This is a genomic window from Agrobacterium sp. SORGH_AS 787 (assembly GCF_030819035.1).
Classification (GTDB): domain Bacteria; phylum Pseudomonadota; class Alphaproteobacteria; order Rhizobiales; family Rhizobiaceae; genus Agrobacterium; species Agrobacterium larrymoorei_B.
The window spans coordinates 1,187,372-1,209,268 of sequence record NZ_JAUTBG010000002.1 but is presented as its reverse complement, the minus strand read 5'-3'; the positions used below and the strand labels follow the sequence as shown (position 1 = coordinate 1,209,268).

Sequence of the window (21,897 nt, the reverse complement as noted above, 5' to 3'; positions counted from 1 at the left end):
GACAATTGACTTGCCTTGTCGACAAGGCTAGAAGCTCGCCGCAGATAAGACGGGGGTCTGGCGAGAGAGTTGTGTTCCACGTATGGCGGCATTCGCCTGCAAAGGGACGAAAGAGGTCGCGAAACGCTTGGATGAGCGCTCAGCTTGACGTAAGCTGGTATACGCAAATCACTGAAAAAGGAAAAATTCCATGAGTGTGCGTGTATCTGGTAAACATATGGATGTGGGCGAGTCTTTCCGTCAAAAGATCGAGGACAATATAAGCCAAGCCGTTACCAAATACTTCGATGGGGGGTATTCCGGCCAGGTGACGGTCGCGAAGTCCGGCCAGCTTTTTGCTGCGGATTGCAAGATCCACCTCGATACCGGGGTCGTTCTGCACGCGGCAGGACAGGCCAACGATCCGCAAGCCAGCTTCGATGCGGCGGCAGAGCGTATTGAAAAGCGCCTGCGTCGTTACAAGCGCAGGCTCAAGGATCACCATAACGGTTCAGCTTCAAAGGGGATCGATGAGGAAGTCGCCTACAGGGTGATGGACGCGGTCCCGGATGAGGATGAGGAAATCGCGGAGGATTTCGCGCCAACGATCGTGGCCGAGACGTCCAAACAGATCAAAACCATGACGGTTGCAAGCGCAGTCATGGCTCTCGATATGACCGATGAGCCAGTCCTGCTATTCCGCAGCCCGTCGAAGGAACTCAACATCGTCTACCGGCGCAACGATGGAAACATCGGCTGGGTCGACGCGACGATGATCAAGAGCTGAAGTCTAAAGACCCGGAAGGCGCCCCCAAGCGTCTTCCGGTTCGTCTCGATGGCATGAAGGAAAAAGAAATGGCATTGGCAGATTTGCTGCACCAAGATGCGATTATTCCCGCGCTAAAGGTCAATTCCAAGAAGCAACTCCTTCAGGAACTGGCAGCAAAGGCGTCCCGTATTACCGGGGTGTCCGAGCGGGACGTATTCGACGTCATCTTGCAGCGTGAGCGGCTCGGCTCCACCGGCGTCGGTCACGGCATTGCTATTCCTCATGGGAAACTTAGCAGCATCTCCTCCATTACCGGCGTCTTCGCACGCCTTGAAACGCCCGTCGATTTCGAAGCGCTCGACGACCAGCCGGTCGATCTCGTGTTTCTTCTGCTCGCACCGGAAGGTGCTGGCGCCGACCACCTGAAGGCCCTGTCGCGGATTGCCCGCGTTCTGCGCGACCCGGAACTGGTAGCGAAACTGCGCGCGACCGATTCCGACACGGCGATCTACACCTTTCTTAACCAGGAGCAGGTGAACGCGGCCTGAACGCCAAGTTTCGGTTCACGCGAAGAGTGCCTCGACGTTTAAAGCGCCGTGCGTCCTATTGGACGCACGGCGTTTTACATTTTTGAATCTAGGCATCGTGCTTTCCGAAAAGCGAGTCCGATTTTCGGGCCGATGCTGTAAAACAAAGGCCCGGATATCGATCAGATATCCGGGCCTTTGTCCTATTGGTCAGATGAAGACGAAGAACGCTTTCAGGCGTCCTTCTCATTCAGACCGCTTGTGCCGGGCTCAGCACCTGCCGGCGTTTCAACCTTAGGGCCGCCCTTGGCAACGCCGACCATGGCTGGACGCAGAACGCGGTCACCGATGGTGAAACCAGCCTGCACCACCTGAACGACGGTGTTGTTCGGAACGGTGGTGTTTGGGATTTCGAACATGGCCTGGTGGAAGTTCGGATCGAACTTCTGGCCTTCGGCGTCGATCTTCTTCACACCATGACGTTCAAGCGCGGAGAGCATGGAACGCTCGGTCATGTCGACGCCTTCGATCAGGCCCTTGATATTGGCTTCAGCGCTTGCCTTCAGCTCTTCGGGAATCGTGTCTAGCGCGCGACGAAGATTGTCGGAGACGGCCAGCATGTCGCGCGCAAAGCCCGCAACCGAATAGGCTTTCGCATCTTTCACATCGCGTTCAGTACGGCGACGGAGATTGTCCATTTCGGCTGCCAGGCGCAGAAACTTGTCGCGAAGATCGGCATTCTCGGCTTTCAGCACATCCACCGGATCGGGTTCTGCCTGCTCCGGCACCGCATTGTCCGCCGTCGTCGCTTCCACTGCTTCTTCGGCAGCGCCTGCGTCAGGTCCGGTCTTGTTGGTGTCATCAGTCATGACGTTCTCCAGATTATATGTCGTGTGGCTTGCAATGAGATTGAGCCCGATATCGAGCTTTGCCATGCAAAAATCAAGGCTTACGGGAAAAAGGAGCGATTTTTCAAGCGAGCGTCGCGGTCAGCGTCGCTTGGTGGAAAGACGCGCCATGATCTGGGCGGTGTAATCCACCATGGGCACGATGCGGGAATAGTTGAGCCGCGTCGGGCCGATGACGCCGACAGCGCCCACCACCCGGTTCTCGTCATCCTTATAGGGCGCGACGATCAGTGACGAGCCCGAAAGCGAAAACAGCTTGTTCTCCGAGCCGATGAAAATTCGCACACCCGAGCCCGTTTCAGCCAGATTGAGGATCTCGATCAGGTTCTCCTTGCGCTCCAGATCATCAAAGAGAAGCCGAACGCGGTCGATGTCCTCTTCGCCGGCTAGGCCCTCGAGGAGATTGGAGCGACCGCGAACGATGAGACGTCCAAGCTTGCCTTCCTCATTGTCGCCGGACCAGACGGCAAGCCCCCGCTCTACCAGATCCTGTGCCAGCGTGCTCAGCGCGCTTTGAAGTTCGTTCTTCTGTCGTGCTATCTGGCTGCGAAGCTCGGGCAGCGTCTGGCCACCGAGATGCGCATTGATGAAGTTGGCCGCCTCCGTCAGTTGCGAGGAGGTGATGCCGGACGGCAGCTCAATGATGCGGTTTTCGACCTGATTGTGGTCACCGACCAGAATGGCGAGACCCTTGGTGGGCTCGAGCCGGATGAACTCTACATGTTTGAGCACGGCATCGTTCTTGGCGGTCAGCACCAAGCCAGCTCCGCGCGACATGCCCGAGAGCATGCTGCTTGCTTCATACAGCAGGCCTTCGAGAGACTGTTCGCGCCCGGAGATCGGGCCGATCTGACGATCGATATTGGCACGCTCGGCCTCAGGCAGTTCGCCCACCTGCATGAAGGCATCGACAAAAAAGCGAAGACCGGTCTGGGTCGGCAGGCGTCCGGCGCTGACATGGGGCGAATAAATGAGGCCGAGTTCCTCCAGATCGCTCATGACATTGCGCACGGAGGCAGGCGACAGCGACATGGGAAGCAGGCGCGAGAGACTGCGCGAACCGAGCGGTTCGCCCGTTTCCAGATAGCCTTCGACAATACGCCGGAAGATTTCGCGCGAGCGATCATCCAGAAGCGCACCCGGCTCTCTACTAATAGGAGGAGTTATGCCCATGCCGCTTGTTATTCCCCAAGCTGTTTTTGACTGTCTTGAATATAGTCACTCGGTCTTCCAAGTGAAAATGGAAATTCGGCTATAGGCCCTGTTCTTCCGCTTTTCCTTTGCAAAAGCGTCGCCCTGACCTTAGAAGGCGGGAAGTTAAGAGACGGAGAGAAACGATATGCGGCCCTCAGGCAGAAAAACCGACCAGATGCGCAAGGTCTCCTTCGAGCGCAACTTCTCCAAGCATGCCGAAGGCTCCTGTCTCGTCAAATTCGGCGATACGCATGTTCTGGTGACGGCGAGCCTCGAAGACAAGACGCCACCGTGGCTGCGCAACAGCGGCAAGGGCTGGGTCACAGCCGAATACGGCATGCTTCCCCGCTCCACCAACGAGCGGATGAAGCGCGAAGCATCGTCCGGTAAGCAGGGCGGCAGAACGCAGGAAATCCAGCGCCTCATCGGCCGCTCGCTGCGTGCCGTCGTCGATCTGCAAGCACTTGGCGAACGTCAGATCAGCATCGACTGCGACGTCATCCAGGCCGATGGCGGTACGCGCACCGCCTCCATCACGGGTGCATGGATTGCCCTTCATGACTGCCTGAAGTGGATGGAAAGCCGCAATATGCTGAAGGTCGAAAAGGTTCTGAAGGACCACATCGCCGCCATCTCCTGCGGCATCTTCGCCAATCAACCAGTGATCGATCTCGATTACCTGGAAGACTCTTCTGCAGAGACCGACGCCAATTTCGTCATCACCGGCTCCGGCGGCATCGTTGAAATTCAGGGCACAGCCGAAGGCAAGCCTTTCTCGGAAGAAGAATTTCTGACGCTGCTTAGTCTTGCCAAGGCGGGCTGTGCGGAACTCGTCGAGATGCAGAAGCAGGCGATTGCCTGAACGGGACCAAGACCATGCGCAAACTTGATACGAGAACCATCGTCGTTGCCAGCCACAACAAGGGCAAGATCGCCGAGATCGCCGAACTGATCGGCCCTCTCGGTTTTTCGGCAAAATCGGCCGCCGAACTGAATTTCGAAGAGCCGGCGGAGACGGGCACGACATTCGAAGAGAATGCTGCGATCAAGGCGCTCGCTTCAGCCAAGGCATCCGGCATGCCGGCGCTGTCCGACGATTCCGGTCTGGTGATCGATGCGCTGGACGGCGCGCCGGGCGTCTACACTGCGGACTGGGCGGAAACCGGCAACGGCACACGCGATTTCGCTATGGCGATGCAAAAGGTGGAAAACGCGCTTCAGGAACGTGGTGCGACGACACCGGAGCAACGCACGAGCCGCTTCGTCAGCGTGCTGTGCCTCGCCTGGCCGGACGGTCACACCGAGTTTTTCCGCGGTGAGGTGGACGGCACGATCGTCTGGCCGCCGCGTGGCACGAGCGGCTTCGGCTACGATCCGATCTTCCAGCCGCAAGGCTATGCGACGAGCTTCGGCGAAATGTCGTCCGAAGAAAAGCATGGCTGGCGCCAGGGCGATGCGGCAGCGCTGTCGCACCGCGCACGCGCTTTCAAGATCTTTGTCGAAACCTGCCTGGAGGCATGAGCAGCACGATGACCGGGAGCGGCCTTTTTCCTGCGCCCGGCGCACATCCGTCCGGATATGCGGACCTGCTGCCGGATACAGGCGAGCCGGGCTTCGGCATCTATGTTCACTGGCCTTTCTGCGCGGCCAAGTGTCCCTATTGCGATTTCAACAGCCATGTTCGCCACCAGCCCGTGGATCAGGAGCGCTTTGTCGCCGCCTTCCTGCGCGAAATGGAAACGATGCGGCAGTTGAGCGGCCCGAAGGTCGTCACCAGCATTTTCATGGGCGGCGGCACACCATCGCTGATGGACCCGCAGACGGTCGGCGCCATTCTGGACGGTATCGCCCGCCACTGGCGCGTGCCGGATGGCATCGAGATTACGATGGAGGGCCAATCCCTCCAGCGTGGAAGCCGAGCGTTTTCGCGGCTACAGGGCAGCCGGCGTCAATCGTGTTTCCATGGGTGTGCAGGCGCTGAATGATCGCGATCTAAAGTTCCTCGGACGCCTGCATGATGTGGCGGATGCGCTGAAAGCCATCCGGCTGGCGCGTGAAATCTTCCCGCGCATGTCCTTCGATCTTATTTATGCTCGCCCCAACCAGACGGTGGACGAGTGGGAGAAGGAACTCAAAGAGGCCATCTCCTATGCTGTCGATCATCTGTCGCTCTATCAGCTGACGATCGAGGAAGGCACGGCCTTCTATGGACTTCACAAGGCGGGCAAGCTGATCGTTCCCGATGGCGAGCAATCCGCTGTGCTTTACGAGGCAACGCAGGAGATTACCGCTCGCCACGGTCTTCCGGCCTACGAGGTTTCCAATCACGCTCGCCCGGGTGCCGAGAGCCGTCACAACCTGACCTATTGGCGCTATGGCGACTATGCCGGGATCGGCCCCGGTGCCCATGGACGTCTCACCCAGCGCGGCGCCAAACTCGCAACCGCGACCGAGCGCCATCCCGAAACATGGCTGCAAGCCGTGGAGCGCGATGGGCATGGCATGGTGGATCAGGAAATGCTGGGGCGCGATGAACAGGCCGACGAGTTGCTGCTGATGGGACTGCGCCTGCGCGAAGGCGTTGATCTCGCCCGCTGGAGCGAGTTCTCAGGCCGTGATCTCGACCCGGATCGCGAGGCCGTTTTACTGGAACACGGCTTCCTCGAGCGGCTTGGAAATTCCCGCGTCCGCTGCACCCCATCCGGCATGCTGATCCTCGACTCGGTGGTGGCCGATCTCGCTTAAACGGCGCTCTAAAGCATGTCGCGATCTTTAGATTCGCTCCTTACGCTTTAGGCCTGTTTCTTGTCGCATGACGTTATCGCAAAAACCGCCGCACAGTTTTGCGCGACATGCTTTATTGCCCTAAGAGCGCGCCGGTCGCCATCGGATCAACTGATCCTGACAGCGATATAGATCAGCGTCACCGCAATCACCCAAAGCGCCAGGCGGCCCCAACGGGTGTGACGGGCTTCTGACTTGCCGATGGCTTCAGCCGTGCGTTCGTCGAAGCGCAAGCCGTTTTCGCTCATATACATCAGCTCGGAGTGCAGCTTCTCGGTCTTCGCCGCGATCTCGGGTGCAGCTTCCGCCAGCTTGATCGCTGCCTTCACGCCGTCCTTCAGATCGGTGACGATGCGCTTCGGGCCAAGGTTGTCGCGGATCCAGCCACTGACGACGGGGTCTGCCGCCTTCCACATGTTGAAGCGCGGATTGAGGATACGCGAGACACCCTCCACGACGACCATGGTCTTTTGCAGCATGACCAATTCGGGACGCGTTTCCATGTCGAAAAGTTCGGTGACTTCGAAGAGCAGCGTCAGGAGCTTGCCCATGGAGATGGTTTCGGCCGGTTGGCCGTGGATCGGCTCGCCGATGGCGCGGATCGCCTGGGCGAAGCTTGCCATGTCATGGTGGGACGGCACATAGCCGGCCTCGAAATGCACTTCGGCCACCCGCATGTAGTCGCGGGTGATGAAGCCGTAGAGAATTTCCGCCAGGAACCGGCGCTCCTTTTTGCCTAGCCGTCCGGCAATGCCCATATCGACCGCGACAATAATGCCCGCCGGATCAACGAAGAGATTGCCGGGATGCATGTCCGCGTGGAAGAAACCGTCGCGCAGCGTGTGGCGCAGGAAGGACTGGATCAGCGTATCGGCCAGCGCATTGAGGTCGTGACCGGCCGCCTTCAGCGCATCGGTATCCGACATCTTGATCCCGTCGATCCATTCCATGGTGACGACGTCGCGACCGGTGCGCTCCCAATCGACCTCGGGCACCCGGAAGCCCGGATCGCCCTTGGTGTTTTCGGCGAGCTCGGAGAGTGCAGCCGCCTCGAGGCGAAGATCCATTTCGATCTTAGTGGTCTGTTCCAGCGTCTTGGTGACCTCCACGGGCCGCAGACGCCGTGCAGAGCGGACGAAACGCTGCTGCAGATCGGCCACCAGATACATGGCTTCCAGGTCGTCCTGAAAGCGCTGGCGCACGCCGGGACGTATAACCTTGACCGCAACCTTCTTGCGTCCTGACGGCGTATCGATGACGGCTGGGTGAACCTGAGCGATGGAGGCTGCAGCAATCGGATCGCCGAATTCCACATAGAGCTCAGAGATTGGGCGACCGAGGGAGCCTTCGATATTGGCCTTGGCGGCAGCGGCGGGGAAGAAATCCATGCGGTCCTGGAGACCGGCAAGATCTGCGGCAAAGTCTGCGCCAACTACATCCGGCCGGGTTGCCAGGAACTGGCCCATCTTGACATAGGATGGTCCAAGACGGCTGACCGCCTTTGACAGTCGATCGCTGCGCCCGCTTCTCAAGGCCGTGTTGCGCGCAAAGGGCTTGAGCATGCCCTTGACGAATTTGGCCGACGCCGGAAGGCCTTCATCCGGGAGCGCCAGAACCACACCCTCGCGAACGAGTACCCAGCCAACCTTGGCGAGTCGAAAATAGGCGCCAAGCGTGCTCATGCGAATGCCTTGCTATGTCCTGGAAATGCCATCGATCAGAGCTTCCAGCCGGAATGCAGCGCGGCAATTCCGCCGGTATAGTTGGTGTAGCTCACGCGCGAGAAGCCGGCGGTCCGGATCATGGCGGCAAAATCATCCTGGCGAGGGAATTTGCGGATCGACTCGACGAGATACTGATAGGGCTCGGCGTCTCCGGTGATCATCTTGCCAAATTGCGGAATGGCGTTGAAGGACCAGGCATCATAGACCTTGTCGAGGAGCGGCATTTCCACTTCGGAGAATTCCAGAACCAGAAGCCGCCCACCGCGCTTCAGCACACGATAGGCTTCCGAAAGCGCCACATCGATGCGCGGGACATTGCGAATGCCGAAGGCGATCGTATAGGCATCGAAGCTGTTGGCCTCGAAGGGCAACTCTTCGGCATTGGCTTCGACGAAGGTCAGATTTTCCGTCAGGCCTTTCTTGGCCGCGCGCTCCTCGCCGACGCCGAGCATAGAGCCGTTGATATCGAGAACCGTGGCATGTGCCATGCGGTTGGAGGCTTCGACGATGCGGAAAGCGATATCGCCGGTGCCGCCAGCCACATCGAGAACCTTGTAGGATGGATCCTTGCGTGGCGAAAGTGCGGCGACCATGGCGTCTTTCCAAACGCGGTGCAGCCCGGCCGACATCACGTCATTCATGATGTCATAGCGCTTGGCAACCTTATGGAAGACGTCATTGACCATGCCCTGCTTCTGGCCCTCATTGACCTGCCGGAAGCCATAGGAGGTTTCCATGCCGCCTTCGGCTGTCGTGCGGGCATCGGTCATGATCAGTCTCCATTCTTCAATTGCGACGAGAGCGCCGTGCATGCTTTAAGACGCATGAAGGGCTCTAACTCTTTAAACCAACACATAGCGGAAACGGCTCTGCAACGCTATCTGTTGCACCATAGATATGGCTCGCGACATGTATGTGTGCCGTCTATAGACCACAAGGTCGCCGCGATAAACAGAGGTGAAGAGAGTACCATGCCCGAATTGCCTGAAGTGGAAACCGTTCGACGCGGCTTAGCGCCCGTCATGGAAGGCGCGCGGATCGAGCTCCTGACGATCACCCGCCCGGATCTGCGTTTCCCTTTTCCGGAAGGTTTTGCCGAACTCGTGGAGGGTCGCGAAATCCTGTCACTCGGGCGCCGGGCGAAATACCTGCTGATCGAACTCGACAACGGCCTGACCATCGTTTCGCATCTCGGCATGTCCGGCTCGTTTCGCATCGAAAGCGGAAATGAGGAGGCAGAGACGCCGGGGGAGTTTCACCATCCCCGCTCCAAGGATGGCAAGCACGACCATGTGATCTTTCATCTGGGACGCGGAACAGCGAAGACACGCATCATCTATAATGATCCGCGCCGCTTCGGCTTCATGCACCTAGTGCGCCGCGCCGATATCGACCTTTATCCCGCCTTCGCCGGCCTTGGTCCCGAGCCGACGGGAAACGCACTGAGCGCCGAATACCTCGCCAGCCGCTTTGAGGGAAAGACGCAGCCGCTGAAAGGTGCTCTTCTCGATCAGAAAGTCATTGCAGGTCTTGGCAATATCTATGTGTGCGAAGCGCTCTGGCGCTCCCATCTTTCGCCGCTACGCGCGGCTTCAACGCTCGTCACAAAAAAGGGAAAGCCGAAGCCTGCATTGGACGATCTGACCCGACATATCCGCGAGGTGATCGCCGATGCAATTGCAGCCGGCGGCTCGTCGCTACGCGACCATATCCAGACCGACGGCTCGCTTGGATATTTCCAGCATTCCTTTTCGGTCTATGATCGAGAAGGCCATGCTTGCCGTTTCCCCGATTGCGGGGGTACGGTCGAGAGGATCACGCAGAGCGGGCGCTCCACATTCTATTGTGCGGCCTGTCAGAAATAGAGGCCCGAAAAAGGGATAGGACAAAATCCATGGATTACGAGACGATCATTGTCGAGAAGCGCGATGAAGTCGGTATCGTCACGCTCAACCGTCCCAAGGCGCTCAACGCGCTGAACTCCGCCCTGCTGAAAGAGCTGCGCCATATTCTCTCCGCCTTCTCTTTGGATGATTCCATCGGCGCCATCGTCATTACCGGATCGGAGAAGGCGTTTGCGGCAGGTGCCGACATCAAGGAGATGAGTACGCTCAATTTCGTCGATGCCTATCTCGGTGACTTTCTAGGTGGGTGGGATGATGTGGCCGCAAGCCGCAAGCCGGTGATCGCGGCCGTCTCAGGCTTTGCGCTGGGCGGAGGATGCGAGCTCGCGATGATGTGCGATTTCATCATCGCCTCCGAGACGGCGAAGTTCGGTCAGCCGGAAATCACGCTTGGCATCATTCCCGGCATGGGCGGTTCGCAAAGGCTGACCCGCGCCGTCGGCAAGGCCAAGGCCATGGACCTCGTGCTGACGGGGCGCAAGATGGATGCCGCCGAAGCCGAGCGTGCCGGTCTCGTCTCGCGTATCGTACCGGTCGAAAGTCTACTGGATGAGGCGGTCGAAGCGGCGAGCCTTATCGCGTCACTGTCTCGGGCCTCCGTGCTGATGGCGAAGGAAAGCGTCAACCGCTCCTTCGAGGTTTCGCTTTCGGAGGGTTTGCGGTTCGAGCGTCGCCTGTTCCAGTCGCTTTTTGCCACGGACGACCAGAAAGAAGGTATGGAAGCCTTCATCGAAAAGAGAAAGCCGCTGTTCCAGAACAAGTAGGCCGCGGTACCTGCCAGGCCGCCGTTCTTCCGGGAGTCGGAATCTCGGTGTTTTTACGCAAAACGCGTTGACGGGCAGCGGCTTTAGGGTTATATGCCCGCCCACGGTTAGGGAAAGTCATCCGGCTTGTCCCAGTTACTCCCGCAATTTTGGAACATGAGGTCTTCGAACGACCCTATCCTGTGGTTGCGGATTTTGGTTTGATTTCGAAGAGAGGCATACATGGCCAATACAACTTCGGCGAAAAAGGCGACTCGCAAGATCGCTCGCCGTACCGCAGTCAACAAGGCTCGCCGTTCGCGCGTCCGCGGTTTCATTCGCAAGGTCGAAGAGGCCCTGGCAACTGGCGATCTCGCTGTTGCGACCGAAGCCCTCAAGGCTGCACAGCCAGAGATCCAGCGCGCAGCTACGAAGGGCGTCATGCACTTCAACACTGCATCGCGCAAGGTTTCTCGTCTGGCACAGCGTGTTAAGGCTCTGTCGGCCTAATCCGGCTAAGACAATATTGTGATTGAAAAGCCTGGCCGTTTGGCCGGGCTTTTTTCGATTCTAACGACCCGTTAACGGTTTCGCAACCAGCATGACATTTACGCGTCAAACGCGTGACGGAAAAAATCATTTAATTTCAAATACTTGCAGAAGGTCTTTCAACGGACACCCTCCTTCCGCCGCGGAAGGCAGCCACAATCTTGAGTCAAGTATTTTTTTATTTTTCTGTCAAAATCGTCCTCAAAAATAGCACGAAAATGAATCTCATTGATTCATAAGCGATTCTCCAGACAAGGCTGCCGGCGATGCAAAACGGCTCCAACGAGTCAATGGCAGATCGGCGCAACCACAGAAAAAACGCCATTGATCTCGGTATGCGATCCTGCCTAAATGTATCTCGACAAGGGGCGCGGATATCTTTCCACAAGCTATCTCGAAACAAAGTTCGAAGGCGTCAGCTCCTTGCGGACGGGTTCTTTTCGGACCCGTTTTTTCAAGTCACTGGGTGTGTTTGGCTGCAACCTTATAGGTTGTAGAAATCTATACGCATGTCTTGATGACAAGTGTCTGAGTTGTGATGTGAGAGTATGCGTTGAGAGTAGCATGCCTCTTCATGATGGAGAGGTTAGTGGGATAACCGGCTCGCGGTTGAAGCCTTGCGCTTCAGGATGGTTTTCGAGGGGCCATCCTTACGGGGACAGTAAGAGGGGTATCTCTGGCGGAGCGTTGGCGCTCCATCAGGCTATGATTGGCAATTTGAAAGGCGGCAGTAATGCAATTGAATTTGGCGATGGGTGCGGTGACAAACGGGGACCGCACACAGAAAGCTGGTGATGCAGTTTGCAATGATGCGGCGGGGAATATATCGGATATGAAGAACGACGCGCTGTTCGAGCGCTTTAGCGCGCGACTAAAGGCGCAGGTCGGCCCTGAAGTTTACGCAAGCTGGTTTGCCAGGTTGAAGCTGCACTCGATGTCGAAGAGCGTCGTGCGCTTCACGGTTCCAACGACATTTTTGAAATCCTGGATCAACAACCGCTATATCGATCTGATGACCAGCCTGGTGCAGGCAGAGGACCCCAACGTCCTGAAGGTCGAGATTTTGGTGCGTTCGGCCAGCCGTCCGGTTCGTGCCGCCGCGACCGATGACGGGGTTCAGCCCGTCCAGGACATTGCACCTTCCGCACAGCGCTCCAAGCCGTTCATCCCTCCGCAGATGACCAGCGCTGCAAGCCAGCAGGGTTCGTCTGCACCCACCATGGCACCGCGCTCGTCGGGCTCTGGTCCGCTGTTCGGCTCGCCGCTCGATACGCGCTTTACCTTCGACACCTTCGTCGAAGGGTCGTCGAACCGCGTCGCGCTTGCCGCCGCAAAGACGATTGCCGAGGCTGGCGCAGGTGCAGTACGGTTTAATCCGCTGTTTATTCATGCTGGCGTCGGCCTTGGAAAGACCCATCTTCTCCAGGCGATTGCGAACGCCGCAGTCGATAGCCCGCGCAATCCGCGCGTCGTCTATCTAACCGCGGAATATTTCATGTGGCGATTTGCCACCGCTATTCGCGACAATGACGCGCTGACGCTGAAAGATACGCTGCGCAATATCGACCTTCTGATCATCGACGACATGCAGTTCCTGCAAGGCAAGATGATCCAGCATGAGTTCTGCCATCTGCTGAACATGTTGCTCGACAGTGCCAAGCAGGTCGTGGTTGCTGCAGACCGCGCGCCTTGGGAGCTGGAATCGCTTGACCCGCGCGTTCGCTCGCGCCTGCAAGGCGGCATGGCCATCGAGATCGAAGGCCCGGATTACGATATGCGCTACGAGATGCTGAAGCAGCGTATCGCAGTTGCACGCCAGGAAGACCCAAGCTTTGACATCAGCGAGGACATCGTCTCGCACGTGGCGCGCAGCGTCACCGCCAGCGGTCGTGAACTGGAAGGTGCTTTCAATCAGCTGATCTTCCGCCGCTCCTTCGAGCCCAACCTGTCGGTTGAGCGCGTGGACGAGCTGCTCGCCCATCTCGTTGGGGCAGGCGAAGCCAAGCGCGTGCGTATCGAAGACATTCAGCGCATCGTCGCGCGCCACTACAATGTCTCGCGGCAGGAACTTGTCTCCAATCGTCGCACGCGCGTCATCGTCAAGCCGCGTCAAGTGGCCATGTATCTCGCAAAGATGCTGACCCCCCGCTCCTTCCCCGAAATCGGTCGCCGTTTCGGCGGGCGCGATCACACGACGGTGCTCCACGCGGTGCGCAAGATCGAGGAGTTGATTTCCGGCGATAGCAAGCTTGGCCATGAGGTCGAGCTGCTGAAGCGACTGATCAACGAAAACAACGCTTAATAAAAGGGCGCGGCGGGAGATCCTGACCGCGCCTTTCTCGTCCTTGTATGAAGCGCGGGGCGTCCAGCACCTTACAAAAGCCGCGCGTAATCACAGCCTCGCAATTGAAAAAGCCCGCCTGTCGTTTCCGACGGCGGGCTTTTCTCGTTTGTGAGCGAAAAGCTGTGATGCTGCTTACTTCGTTCCGTACATGCGGTCGCCTGCGTCACCGAGGCCAGGCACGATATAGCCCTTCTCATTCAGCTTGCGATCGATCGCCGCGGTGTAGATCGGCACATCGGGATGGGCTTCGCGGAAGTTCTTGATGCCTTCCGGTGCTGCGAGCAGGCAGAGGAAGCGCATGTTTTTCGCGCCCCGCTCTTTCAGCTTTTCGACAGCAGCGATCGAGGAATTGCCGGTTGCGAGCATGGGATCGACGACGATGATCAGGCGCGCATCCAGGCTTTCCGGTGCCTTGAAGTAATATTCGACGGCTTCCAGCGTATCGTGATCGCGATAGACACCAATATGAGACACGCGCGCCGAGGGAACAAGTTCCAGCATGCCCTCGAGAAGGCCGTTACCGGCGCGCAGGATCGAAGCGAACACAAGCTTCTTGCCTTCCAGCACCGGTGCCTCAATGGTCTCCAAAGGCGTTTCGATAGTCTCGGAGGTGAGGTCCAGATCGCGTGTTACCTCGTAGCATAGCAGCGTGGAGATCTCGCGCAGCAACCGCCTGAAGCCGGCAGTGGATGTTTCCTTCTTGCGCATGAAGGTGAGTTTGTGCTGCACAAGCGGGTGATCGATGACTGTTACGCCGTCCATGGAAACTGGCCTTTCCTTTTGCTTTTATCTTTGTTCTCTTCGACCAAATGCGGGTATTTCGCAAGACCGTAAGTGTGAGGTTCTCTTGCGCCAACAGCCTTTGATCAGGCAGCAGCGCCCGTCGATGCATCGAAGCGTGCAAGAAGGCTGCTCCGCGTCTCCTCATCGACGAAAGCAGCCTCGAGCGCCGTCCGTGTCAGCGCGTTGATCTCGGCGTCCGAAAAGCTGAAAGCGTGTCTGGCAATCTCATATTCCTGCGCCAAGGACGTGGCAAAGAACGGCGGATCGTCCGAGCTGATGCAGACGCGAACGCCGGCATCGCGAAGTCGCTTCAAGGGATGGCTGGCGAAATCCGGATAGACACTGAGTGCAATGTTGGAGCCGGGGCAAACCTCAAGGACCGTTCCGAGCTCCACCAGACGCTCAACGAGTGCCGCATCCTCGATGGCGCGAACCCCGTGGCCGATCCGCTGCGGTTTGACCAGATCGAGGGCGTCGGCAACGCTAAAAGCGCCGCAGACTTCGCCCGCATGGATGGTGAGGCCAAGCCCTGCATCGCGGGCAATGTCGAAGGCGCGCGCATAATCGGCCACTCGCCCCATGCGCTCTTCGCCCGCCATGTTGAAGCCGGTAATCAGAGGATGGCGGACGCTTGCAGCATATTCGGCTGCGGCAATGACACTCTCCGGGCCGAAATGGCGCTCACCCGTAACGATGATACGGGCTTCAATTCCGGTCTTCTCCTTGGCCCGCCTCATCCCCTCGGCGATACCGGAGAGATAGGCATCCGCACCGAGGCCGATACGATCGCCGTGATCGGGAGAGATGATCAGCTCGCTATAGATGGTATTTTCGCCCGCAAGCTCGAGGAGGTAGGCCTCTGCGAGAGCGGCGTAGTCTTCTTCCGTCTTGAAGACCTGCGCCACATTATCATAGCAGCGGATGAACTCGGCAAAATCATTCCAGACATAGGCGCCATCCTTTAGGAATGCGCCGGTGTCGACATTGTATTTGTGCGCCTGTTCCAGCACGAGGGCTGGCGGTGCCGCACCCTCCAGATGACAATGGATTTCAGCTTTCAATAATTGATGTGTCACATAAAACTCCTGCCATGCCGTCCCGACGGTATGCTGAGGTGGGCGGCAATGCTCTCACCGATATCCGCATAGCTTGAGCGGATACCAATATTTCTTTCGCGAAAACCGGGGCCGAAGGCCATGATCGGCACGCGTTCGCGCGTGTGATCCGTCCCGCGCCAGGTCGGATCGCAGCCGTGATCGGCCGTCAGGATCGCGACATCGCCTGGCTGCATCTTGCGATGAATTTCCGGCAGGCGCTGATCAAACGCCTCCAGCGCTGCGGCATAGCCTGCAACATCGCGGCGGTGGCCGTAATTCATGTCGAAATCAACGAAGTTGGTGAAGACGAGATCACCATTCAAAGCCTCATCCATGGCCTCGAGCGTCGCATCCATCAAGGCGTCGTTGCCATTGGCCTTGATTACCCGCGACACGCCCTGATGCGCATAGATATCGCCGATCTTGCCGATCGCCAGAACCTTGCGGTCCCGCTCGACAAGGCGGTCCAGAAGCGTCGGCTCCGGCGGCAAAACCGAGAAGTCACGCCGATTGCCGGTGCGGGCGAATGTCGATGCACTCTCCCCGATAAAGGGGCGTGCGATGACGCGGCCGATATTCAACGGATCGAGGATCCTGCGGACCACTTCGCAAAGCGCGATCAGCCGCTCCAGCCCGAAATACATCTCGTGCGCGGCAATCTGGAAGACAGAGTCCGACGAGGTGTAGCAGATTGGCTTGCCTGTACGGATATGCTCTTCGCCAAGACGGGCGATGATATCCGTGCCGGACGCATGACAGTTGCCGAGGATTCCCGGCAGATTGCCTTGCTCACAGATCGCCTCGACAAGCTCGGGCGAGAAGGCATCGCCCTCGGTGGGGAAGTAACCCCACTCGAAGCGGACGGGCGTTCCGGCGATTTCCCAATGTCCGGATGGCGTATCCTTGCCCTTGGAAACTTCGTTAGCGCAGCCATGCAGACCGAAGATGCGTTCCGGCGGCGGCATGTCGGCCGGGCGCGTACCGCTTGCGAGCGTTGCGATCTCCAAAAGGCCAAGCGCCGACATATTGGGAAGTTTCAGGGGGCCATATCTCACGCCTGCTTTGTCCGCCGCACCTGCTGCGCAGAATTCGGCAATATGGCCGAGCGTGTTGGAGCCCAAGTCTCCGTAATGTTCGGCATCAGGCGCACCGCCTACACCGAAGGAATCGAGAACGAGCAGAAATGCGCGTGCCATGCTTCACCAAGAAAGACGCGACATGATTGTCGCTTTGCAACGGCGATATATAGAACACCGCAGCGTAAAAGGTGAAACGCTTTATTGGCGCGACCCACCCGTCCGATCGTCCTTATGGCGCTTGGGCGCATTGAGGTTGCGTGCGACGTACCAGCCGGCGGCAACCGTCATGGCAGCCAGGATATACCAGGTGATCGCGTAGGAAAGATGGTTATTGGGAAAGACAAGCATGGTCTTCCCGCCGATCGGCAAGCCGCCGGGATTGGGCGTCGCGTCGGCATCGACATAGAAAGGCGCTACGGTGCCGAGTGATTTGGCTTCCGCAATCTGCGCAATGTTACGGGAGTACCAGCGATTGTTCGCAGGATCATTCGTGCGCAGGAAAAGTCCGCCTATCTCCGGTGCCCGCATGAGGCCGATAACCTCCACGCGGGCCGGCAACTCGCCGGCGAGACGGGTCGAAGGATCGCGCTTATCGCTCGGTACAAAGCCGCGGTTGATGATGACCAGTGAGCCGTCATCGCGTTGCAGCGGCGTCAGCACCCAATAGCCCGGTCCGAGATCGGACACCGTATAGACCTGCACCTCATCCTGGTGGCGGAAGATACCCGTGAGCTTCACACGGCGGTATTCATAGGTTGCGGGATCGGTCAGCGATCCCCATTCGGATGGCGGCGGTGCATCAACGGGTGCCGCATGCGCCCTCTCCTCCACCTGCTGAATGAGGTCGAGCTTCCAGGAAAGCCGCTTCACCTGCCATGTCCCAAGCGCCAGCAACAGACCGGTGAGAATGACGGTCATCAAAATGACGACGACGGCTGCGGGGCGTATGCCTCTTCTGGCGGTGGTCTGCATGGGTAGTCCTCAAGAGCATCACGCTCAAACACATAACCCCATGAATCCGCTCTCCGATTCATGGGGTTAAATGTTCTCTCGGAGGGATGATCCGCGCCTTATCCAGGCGCGGACCTGATCGGTGAACCCAAACGTCAGGGCAGATTCTTCATCTGCTCCATCGTCATGGTCGGCATCATGTTCTTGTTCATGTTGTACATGACCCAGAGCGAGCCAACGAGCGCGATCATGACGACGACCAACGTGAAGAGCAGCGACATGAAGGTCCAGCCGCCTTGCGACTTGGTGTTCATGTGCAGGAAGTAGATCATATGCACAAAGACCTGGACCACAGCGAACACCATGATGATGATCACGGTGGCGGTGCGGCTTTCCAGAACATTGCCCATCACCAGCCAGAACGGAATGGCGGTGAGGATGACCGACAGGATGAAGCCGATCATGTAGCTCTTGAAGGAGCCGTGATCCTCGCCGCTTTCATGGTGATGATCGTCCCCATGAGAATGGGCATGACCATGCGCGTGGTCGTGTGAATGCGTGTTCGAACTCATCACAGAACTCCAACCAGATAGACGAAGGAAAAGACGCCGATCCAGACGACATCGAGGAAGTGCCAGAACATCGAAAGGCACGTCAGGCGGCGCATGTTGTCCGCATGCAAGCCGAACTTCTTCACCTGCACAATCAGCGTTACCAGCCAGATCACGCCGAAGGTGACGTGCAGACCGTGAGTGCCGACCAGCGCGAAGAAGGCGGACAGGAAGGCCGAGCGATGCGGGCCGGCACCTTCTTCGATCAGGTGATGGAACTCATAGAGTTCGAGACCGAGGAAGCAGAGGCCGAAGACGCCGGTGATGGCGAGCCAGAGCAGCGTCGAATTGACCTTCTTCTTCTGCGCTTCCAGCATGGCAAAGCCATAGGTGATGGACGAGAAGAGCAGGAAGCCGGTGTTGATGGCGACCAGCTTCAGATCGAAAAGATCAGCACCGGAGGGACCGGCCGCATAGCTGCGGCCGACAACGGCGTAGGTGGCGAAGAGCGTTGCGAAGATCAGGCAGTCGCTCATCAGATAGAGCCAGAAACCGAGCGCCGTGCCGTTTTCCGTATGATGGTCTTCCTTCAGGTAGAAGACCGGCTTTTCCGCGCTGTCGGCGGTCTGTGCAGGTGCTTGAGACATGAGTTACGCCTGAGTTGCCAGCAGCTTCGTGCGCGCTGCTTCGACTTCCGCCACATCCGTTTCCGGAATGTAGTAGTCGCGATTGTAGTTGAAGGTGTGGGCAATCGAGACCGCGATGATCGCGAGCAAGCTTGCGGCGGCAAGCCACCAGATATGCCACACCAGACCGAAGCCGAGGGCGACGCTGATGGCGCTGAGGATAACGCCCGTGCCGGTGTTCTTCGGCATGTGGATCGGAATGAAGCCATCCACCGGACGCTCCGCGCCATGCTTCTTCATATCCGCCCAGGCATCGACATCATGCACGACCGGCGTGAAGGCGAAGTTATAGGCGGGCGGCGGAGATGAGGTGGACCATTCCAGCGTCCGGCCGTCGTAGGGGTCGCCGGTGACATCACGAAGCTTTTCGCGCTTCAGGAAGCCGACGACGATCGACAGCAGGAAGGAGGCAATGCCGACACCGATCGTGGCAGCGCCGATGGCGGCGATGACGAACCAGATCTGCAGGGATGTATCCTCAAACTGGCTGAGACGGCGCGTTACACCCATCAGACCGAGAATGTAGAGCGGCATGAAGGCGATATAGAAGCCAACGAACCAGCACCAGAAGGACATCTTGCCCCAGAACGGATCGAGACGGAAGCCGAAGGCCTTGGGGAACCAGTAGACGATACCGGCCAGAACACCGAAGACAACGCCGCCGATGATCGTGTTGTGGAAGTGAGCGATCAGGAAGAGCGAGTTGTGCAGGACGAAGTCAGCCGGAGGAACGGCGAGCAGAACGCCGGTCATACCGCCGATGACGAAGGTGATCATAAAGCCGACCGCCCACAACATCGGGACATCGAACTTGATGCGACCCTTATACATGGTGAAGAGCCAGTTGAAGATCTTCGCGCCCGTCGGGATCGAGATGATCATCGTCGTGATGCCGAAGAAGGCGTTGACGCTGGCTCCGGAACCCATGGTGAAGAAGTGATGCAGCCAAACGACATAGGCCAGAATGGTGATGACGGCAGTCGCGTAAACCATGGAGGTGTAGCCGAAGAGGCGCTTCTGGGAGAAGGTCGAGACGATTTCCGAGAAAATGCCGAAGGCCGGCAGAACCAGGATGTAAACTTCAGGGTGACCCCAGATCCAGATGAGGTTCACATACATCATCGGATTGCCACCAAGGTCATTGGTGAAGAAGTTCATGCCGAGATAACGGTCAAGCGTCAGAAGGGCAAGCGTGCCGGTCAGGATCGGGAAGGATGCCACGATCAGGATGTTCGAACACAGCGACGTCCAGACGAAGATCGGCAGGCGCATCATGGTCATGCCCGGCGCGCGCATCTTGATAATGGTGACGATCAGGTTGATACCCGACAAGGTCGTCCCCACCCCGGCAACCTGAAGTCCCCAGATATAGTAATCGACGCCGACATTCGGACTTCCCTCGATTCCGGACAGAGGCGGATAAGCGAGCCAGCCGGTCTGGGCGTATTCGCCGATAAAGAGCGAGATCATGGTGATCACGGCGCCGGCAGTCGTCATCCAGAAGGAGAAGTTGTTGAGGAAGGGGAAAGACACGTCGCGCGCGCCGATCTGCAGCGGCACGACATAGTTCATCAGACCGGTGATCATCGGCATGGCCATGAAGAAGATCATGATGACGCCATGCGCGGTAAAAATCTGGTCGTAGTGATGCGGTGGCAGGTAGCCTTCCGAACCGCCAGAGGCGATCGCCTGCTGGGTACGCATCAAGACAGCATCAGCAAAGCCGCGCAGGAGCATGACGATCGCTAGGACGATATACATGATACCGATCTTTTTGTGGTCGATCGACGTGAACCATTCTCTCCAGAGATAACCCCAGAGTCGGAAATAGGTCGTGAGACCGAGGACGGCGATGGCCCCGATAGCCACCCCGATAAAGGTGACGACGAGGATCGGCTCGTGGTACGGGATGGATTCCAACGTCAGCTTCCCGAACAGGAACGACGTTTGATCGGTGGTGGCGACCATTTTAGCCTCTTGCTTCAAACCTTAAGGGCAGCGCGAAAACGCGCTGCAGACAATCGTTTCAATTTCAGCCGGCTTTGCCCGGAGACGCCGTGGCTTCCGCCTTGACCTGCGGGAGCGCAGCAGGCTCAAAGGTCTGGCCTTCGATGGCAGCAGGCATGGAGCCCGGACCGGTGGCCACGCCGTAGGGCGAAAGCGGGGTGCAGACCACGGAGTTCAGCGCCTTGGCGATATCGATGCCTTCCTTGCCGCCGCCGCCATTGGCATCGACATGCATCATGTCGCGCATGCACAGCTTGTTCGGCTCGACGCAGCGATTGAGGATCGCGTCATAAAGCTGAGGATCGACATTGGCAAAGTATTCCACCGGATTGCGTTCGCTCGGCTTGGCCAGTTCCAGGTATTCCATGCGACCGAAAGGCTTGCCGCCTTCCTTGACCTTGGCGACCCACTGGTCGAAGCCTTGCTGGCTCACGCCGTGGAACTTAAAGCGCATCCACGAGAAGCCGGGGCCGGAGAAGTTTGCCGAAAAGCCGTCATAGACACCTTCGCGGTTGATGACGGCGTGAAGCTTGGTCTGCATGCCACCCATGGCATAGATCTGACCGGCAAGGGCTGGCACGAAAAAGGAGTTCATCGCCGTCGTGCCGGTGATCTTGAAGTTGATCGGAACGTCGACGGGGGCGGCAAATTCATTGACGCTGCCGATGCCGAGTTCCGGATAGAAGAACAGCCACTTCCAATCCATGGCAACCACTTCGACCGTCAGCGGCTTGACCGCTTCCGTCACTTCCCTGGCCTCATCGATACGATCGAGTGGGCGATAGGGATCGAGACGGTGGGTGGCGATCCACGTAACGGTGCCAAGCATCAGGATGATGGCGACCGGGGCAGACCAGATGACCATTTCCAGACGGGTGGAGTGGTGCCACTCGGGGTCGTAATCGGTCGCCTTGGCGGCCGCGCGATACTTCCAGGCGAAGAAGATTGTCAGCGCGAGGACCGGAACGATGATCAACAGCATGAGAACCGTCGCAGTGATGATCAGATCGGCCTGCTGGCGGGCGACGTCACCGGAAGGGTTCATGACGACGAGGTTGCAGCCGCTGAGCAGCAGCAACGACGACAGGCCCCCAAGGGCCGCGGTAAGTTTCTTGATCGTGCGCACGTTCTTCTACTCGATTATTCGGTATGGACCGGGATTAGTTGCCAAATGTCATTTAATAAATGTGTAATTTTGTCGCGGTGCAGCGGCCTTTTGCACTGCAGCAATGACAGCTGGTCGAAGCAGTTTTCCTGTATCCAGCAGTTACTCCAAACAGAGCCCCATCGGCAAGCAATTTCAGGCAATTCCGTTTGA

Annotated in this window: 20 protein-coding genes and 1 pseudogene; 9 read left to right on the top strand and 12 right to left on the bottom strand. The window is 58.2% G+C overall.

Translation table 11 applies throughout. The features are described from left to right. The first annotated feature begins 190 nt into the window (after positions 1–190). Together raiA and ptsN are read left to right on the top strand one after the other, a co-directional pair. Positions 191–766, top strand: coding sequence for a ribosome-associated translation inhibitor RaiA (gene raiA / locus QE435_RS15095; protein WP_349041866.1), 576 nt, complete (start codon positions 191–193; stop codon positions 764–766). A 68-nt stretch (positions 767–834) separates the two neighbouring features. Next, positions 835–1,296 (top strand): PTS IIA-like nitrogen regulatory protein PtsN, encoded by a 462-nt coding sequence (gene ptsN / locus QE435_RS15090; protein WP_062427309.1) that lies wholly within the window; start codon positions 835–837, stop codon positions 1,294–1,296. 212 nt (positions 1,297–1,508) lie between these two features. Here the strand turns inward: ptsN and grpE are convergent, their stop codons facing one another. Together grpE and hrcA are read right to left on the bottom strand one after the other, a co-directional pair. After that, positions 1,509–2,144, bottom strand: coding sequence for a nucleotide exchange factor GrpE (grpE, locus tag QE435_RS15085; RefSeq protein ID WP_306930646.1), 636 nt, complete (start codon positions 2,142–2,144; stop codon positions 1,509–1,511). Between the two features lie 120 nt (positions 2,145–2,264). Beyond that, positions 2,265–3,356 carry a heat-inducible transcriptional repressor HrcA gene (gene hrcA, locus QE435_RS15080; protein WP_349041865.1) on the bottom strand — a complete coding sequence of 364 codons (1,092 nt, stop codon included), beginning with the start codon at positions 3,354–3,356 and terminating at the stop codon, positions 2,265–2,267. 166 nt (positions 3,357–3,522) lie between these two features. Here hrcA and rph point away from each other — a divergent pair, with 166 nt between their 5' ends. The 3 genes and pseudogenes from rph (at position 3,523) to hemW (ending at position 6,122) form a co-directional block, all read left to right on the top strand. Then, on the top strand, positions 3,523–4,239 hold the full coding sequence (gene rph / locus QE435_RS15075) for a ribonuclease PH (RefSeq protein ID WP_349041864.1): 717 nt from the start codon (positions 3,523–3,525) through the stop codon (positions 4,237–4,239). A 14-nt stretch (positions 4,240–4,253) separates the two neighbouring features. Next, complete coding sequence (gene rdgB, locus QE435_RS15070) at positions 4,254–4,898, top strand: RdgB/HAM1 family non-canonical purine NTP pyrophosphatase (RefSeq protein ID WP_309772218.1); 645 nt, start codon at positions 4,254–4,256, stop codon at positions 4,896–4,898. Positions 4,899–4,906: 8 nt separating this feature from the next. Then, a pseudogene (gene hemW, locus QE435_RS15065) lies at positions 4,907–6,122 on the top strand (radical SAM family heme chaperone HemW). A 146-nt stretch (positions 6,123–6,268) separates the two neighbouring features. Here the strand turns inward: hemW and ubiB are convergent. Together ubiB and ubiE are read right to left on the bottom strand one after the other, a co-directional pair. Beyond that, a complete protein-coding gene (gene ubiB / locus QE435_RS15060; RefSeq protein WP_349041863.1) occupies positions 6,269–7,843 on the bottom strand; it encodes a 2-polyprenylphenol 6-hydroxylase in 1,575 nt (524 codons plus the stop codon). A 35-nt stretch (positions 7,844–7,878) separates the two neighbouring features. Further along, positions 7,879–8,655: a bifunctional demethylmenaquinone methyltransferase/2-methoxy-6-polyprenyl-1,4-benzoquinol methylase UbiE gene (gene ubiE / locus QE435_RS15055; RefSeq protein WP_306930631.1), complete on the bottom strand. Its 777-nt coding sequence runs from the start codon at positions 8,653–8,655 to the stop codon at positions 7,879–7,881. A 201-nt stretch (positions 8,656–8,856) separates the two neighbouring features. Here ubiE and mutM point away from each other — a divergent pair, with 201 nt between their 5' ends. From mutM to dnaA, 4 genes are all read left to right on the top strand, one after another. Further along, positions 8,857–9,750, top strand: coding sequence for a bifunctional DNA-formamidopyrimidine glycosylase/DNA-(apurinic or apyrimidinic site) lyase (mutM, locus tag QE435_RS15050; RefSeq protein ID WP_349041862.1), 894 nt, complete (start codon positions 8,857–8,859; stop codon positions 9,748–9,750). 29 nt (positions 9,751–9,779) lie between these two features. Continuing rightward, complete coding sequence (locus QE435_RS15045) at positions 9,780–10,553, top strand: enoyl-CoA hydratase (protein WP_306930628.1); 774 nt, start codon at positions 9,780–9,782, stop codon at positions 10,551–10,553. A gap of 222 nt (positions 10,554–10,775) precedes the next feature. Continuing rightward, a complete protein-coding gene (gene rpsT / locus QE435_RS15040; protein WP_062427133.1) occupies positions 10,776–11,042 on the top strand; it encodes a 30S ribosomal protein S20 in 267 nt (88 codons plus the stop codon). 871 nt (positions 11,043–11,913) lie between these two features. Then, positions 11,914–13,383 (top strand): chromosomal replication initiator protein DnaA, encoded by a 1,470-nt coding sequence (dnaA, locus tag QE435_RS15035; RefSeq protein ID WP_306930625.1) that lies wholly within the window; start codon positions 11,914–11,916, stop codon positions 13,381–13,383. 174 nt (positions 13,384–13,557) lie between these two features. On the opposite strand, the gene upp is transcribed toward dnaA, so the two are convergent. The 8 genes from upp to cyoA form a co-directional block, all read right to left on the bottom strand. Beyond that, positions 13,558–14,187 (bottom strand): uracil phosphoribosyltransferase, encoded by a 630-nt coding sequence (gene upp / locus QE435_RS15030; RefSeq protein ID WP_306930624.1) that lies wholly within the window; start codon positions 14,185–14,187, stop codon positions 13,558–13,560. 104 nt (positions 14,188–14,291) lie between these two features. Then, entirely contained in the window at positions 14,292–15,284 is a 993-nt protein-coding gene (locus QE435_RS15025) for an adenosine deaminase (RefSeq protein ID WP_349041861.1), read from the bottom strand. After that, positions 15,281–16,501 (bottom strand): phosphopentomutase, encoded by a 1,221-nt coding sequence (locus QE435_RS15020; RefSeq protein ID WP_349041860.1) that lies wholly within the window; start codon positions 16,499–16,501, stop codon positions 15,281–15,283. Before QE435_RS15020 ends, QE435_RS15025 begins: the two co-directional genes overlap by 4 nt. Before the next feature lie 81 nt (positions 16,502–16,582). Continuing rightward, positions 16,583–17,356 (bottom strand): SURF1 family protein, encoded by a 774-nt coding sequence (locus QE435_RS15015; RefSeq protein ID WP_349041859.1) that lies wholly within the window; start codon positions 17,354–17,356, stop codon positions 16,583–16,585. A 134-nt stretch (positions 17,357–17,490) separates the two neighbouring features. Beyond that, positions 17,491–17,907 (bottom strand): cytochrome o ubiquinol oxidase subunit IV, encoded by a 417-nt coding sequence (gene cyoD / locus QE435_RS15010; RefSeq protein ID WP_349041858.1) that lies wholly within the window; start codon positions 17,905–17,907, stop codon positions 17,491–17,493. Further along, positions 17,907–18,533, bottom strand: a complete 627-nt coding sequence (gene cyoC / locus QE435_RS15005; RefSeq protein WP_349041857.1) for a cytochrome o ubiquinol oxidase subunit III — start codon at positions 18,531–18,533, stop codon at positions 17,907–17,909. Before cyoC ends, cyoD begins: the two co-directional genes overlap by 1 nt. 3 nt (positions 18,534–18,536) lie before the next feature. Continuing rightward, positions 18,537–20,540, bottom strand: a complete 2,004-nt coding sequence (cyoB, locus tag QE435_RS15000; protein WP_306930614.1) for a cytochrome o ubiquinol oxidase subunit I — start codon at positions 20,538–20,540, stop codon at positions 18,537–18,539. Between the two features lie 64 nt (positions 20,541–20,604). Then, positions 20,605–21,624, bottom strand: a complete 1,020-nt coding sequence (gene cyoA, locus QE435_RS14995; RefSeq protein ID WP_306934750.1) for a ubiquinol oxidase subunit II — start codon at positions 21,622–21,624, stop codon at positions 20,605–20,607. Positions 21,625–21,897: the final 273 nt, after the last annotated feature.

What these genes read in the sequence shown, in the direction of transcription:
- ubiE (WP_306930631.1), bottom strand. Translation starts at nt 8,655, where the DNA reads ATGACCGATGCCCGCACGACAGCCGAAGGCGGCATGGAAACCTCCTAT.
- mutM (WP_349041862.1), top strand. Translation starts at nt 8,857, where the DNA reads ATGCCCGAATTGCCTGAAGTGGAAACCGTTCGACGCGGCTTAGCGCCC.
- ptsN (WP_062427309.1), top strand. Translation starts at nt 835, where the DNA reads ATGGCATTGGCAGATTTGCTGCACCAAGATGCGATTATTCCCGCGCTA.
- grpE (WP_306930646.1), bottom strand. Translation starts at nt 2,144, where the DNA reads ATGACTGATGACACCAACAAGACCGGACCTGACGCAGGCGCTGCCGAA.
- cyoA (WP_306934750.1), bottom strand. Translation starts at nt 21,624, where the DNA reads ATGAACCCTTCCGGTGACGTCGCCCGCCAGCAGGCCGATCTGATCATC.
- QE435_RS15045 (WP_306930628.1), top strand. Translation starts at nt 9,780, where the DNA reads ATGGATTACGAGACGATCATTGTCGAGAAGCGCGATGAAGTCGGTATC.
- hrcA (WP_349041865.1), bottom strand. Translation starts at nt 3,356, where the DNA reads ATGGGCATAACTCCTCCTATTAGTAGAGAGCCGGGTGCGCTTCTGGAT.
- upp (WP_306930624.1), bottom strand. Translation starts at nt 14,187, where the DNA reads ATGGACGGCGTAACAGTCATCGATCACCCGCTTGTGCAGCACAAACTC.
- cyoC (WP_349041857.1), bottom strand. Translation starts at nt 18,533, where the DNA reads ATGTCTCAAGCACCTGCACAGACCGCCGACAGCGCGGAAAAGCCGGTC.
- rph (WP_349041864.1), top strand. Translation starts at nt 3,523, where the DNA reads ATGCGGCCCTCAGGCAGAAAAACCGACCAGATGCGCAAGGTCTCCTTC.
- ubiB (WP_349041863.1), bottom strand. Translation starts at nt 7,843, where the DNA reads ATGAGCACGCTTGGCGCCTATTTTCGACTCGCCAAGGTTGGCTGGGTA.
- QE435_RS15020 (WP_349041860.1), bottom strand. Translation starts at nt 16,501, where the DNA reads ATGGCACGCGCATTTCTGCTCGTTCTCGATTCCTTCGGTGTAGGCGGT.
- cyoB (WP_306930614.1), bottom strand. Translation starts at nt 20,540, where the DNA reads ATGGTCGCCACCACCGATCAAACGTCGTTCCTGTTCGGGAAGCTGACG.
- rdgB (WP_309772218.1), top strand. Translation starts at nt 4,254, where the DNA reads ATGCGCAAACTTGATACGAGAACCATCGTCGTTGCCAGCCACAACAAG.
- dnaA (WP_306930625.1), top strand. Translation starts at nt 11,914, where the DNA reads ATGAAGAACGACGCGCTGTTCGAGCGCTTTAGCGCGCGACTAAAGGCG.
- cyoD (WP_349041858.1), bottom strand. Translation starts at nt 17,907, where the DNA reads ATGAGTTCGAACACGCATTCACACGACCACGCGCATGGTCATGCCCAT.
- QE435_RS15015 (WP_349041859.1), bottom strand. Translation starts at nt 17,356, where the DNA reads ATGCAGACCACCGCCAGAAGAGGCATACGCCCCGCAGCCGTCGTCGTC.
- rpsT (WP_062427133.1), top strand. Translation starts at nt 10,776, where the DNA reads ATGGCCAATACAACTTCGGCGAAAAAGGCGACTCGCAAGATCGCTCGC.
- raiA (WP_349041866.1), top strand. Translation starts at nt 191, where the DNA reads ATGAGTGTGCGTGTATCTGGTAAACATATGGATGTGGGCGAGTCTTTC.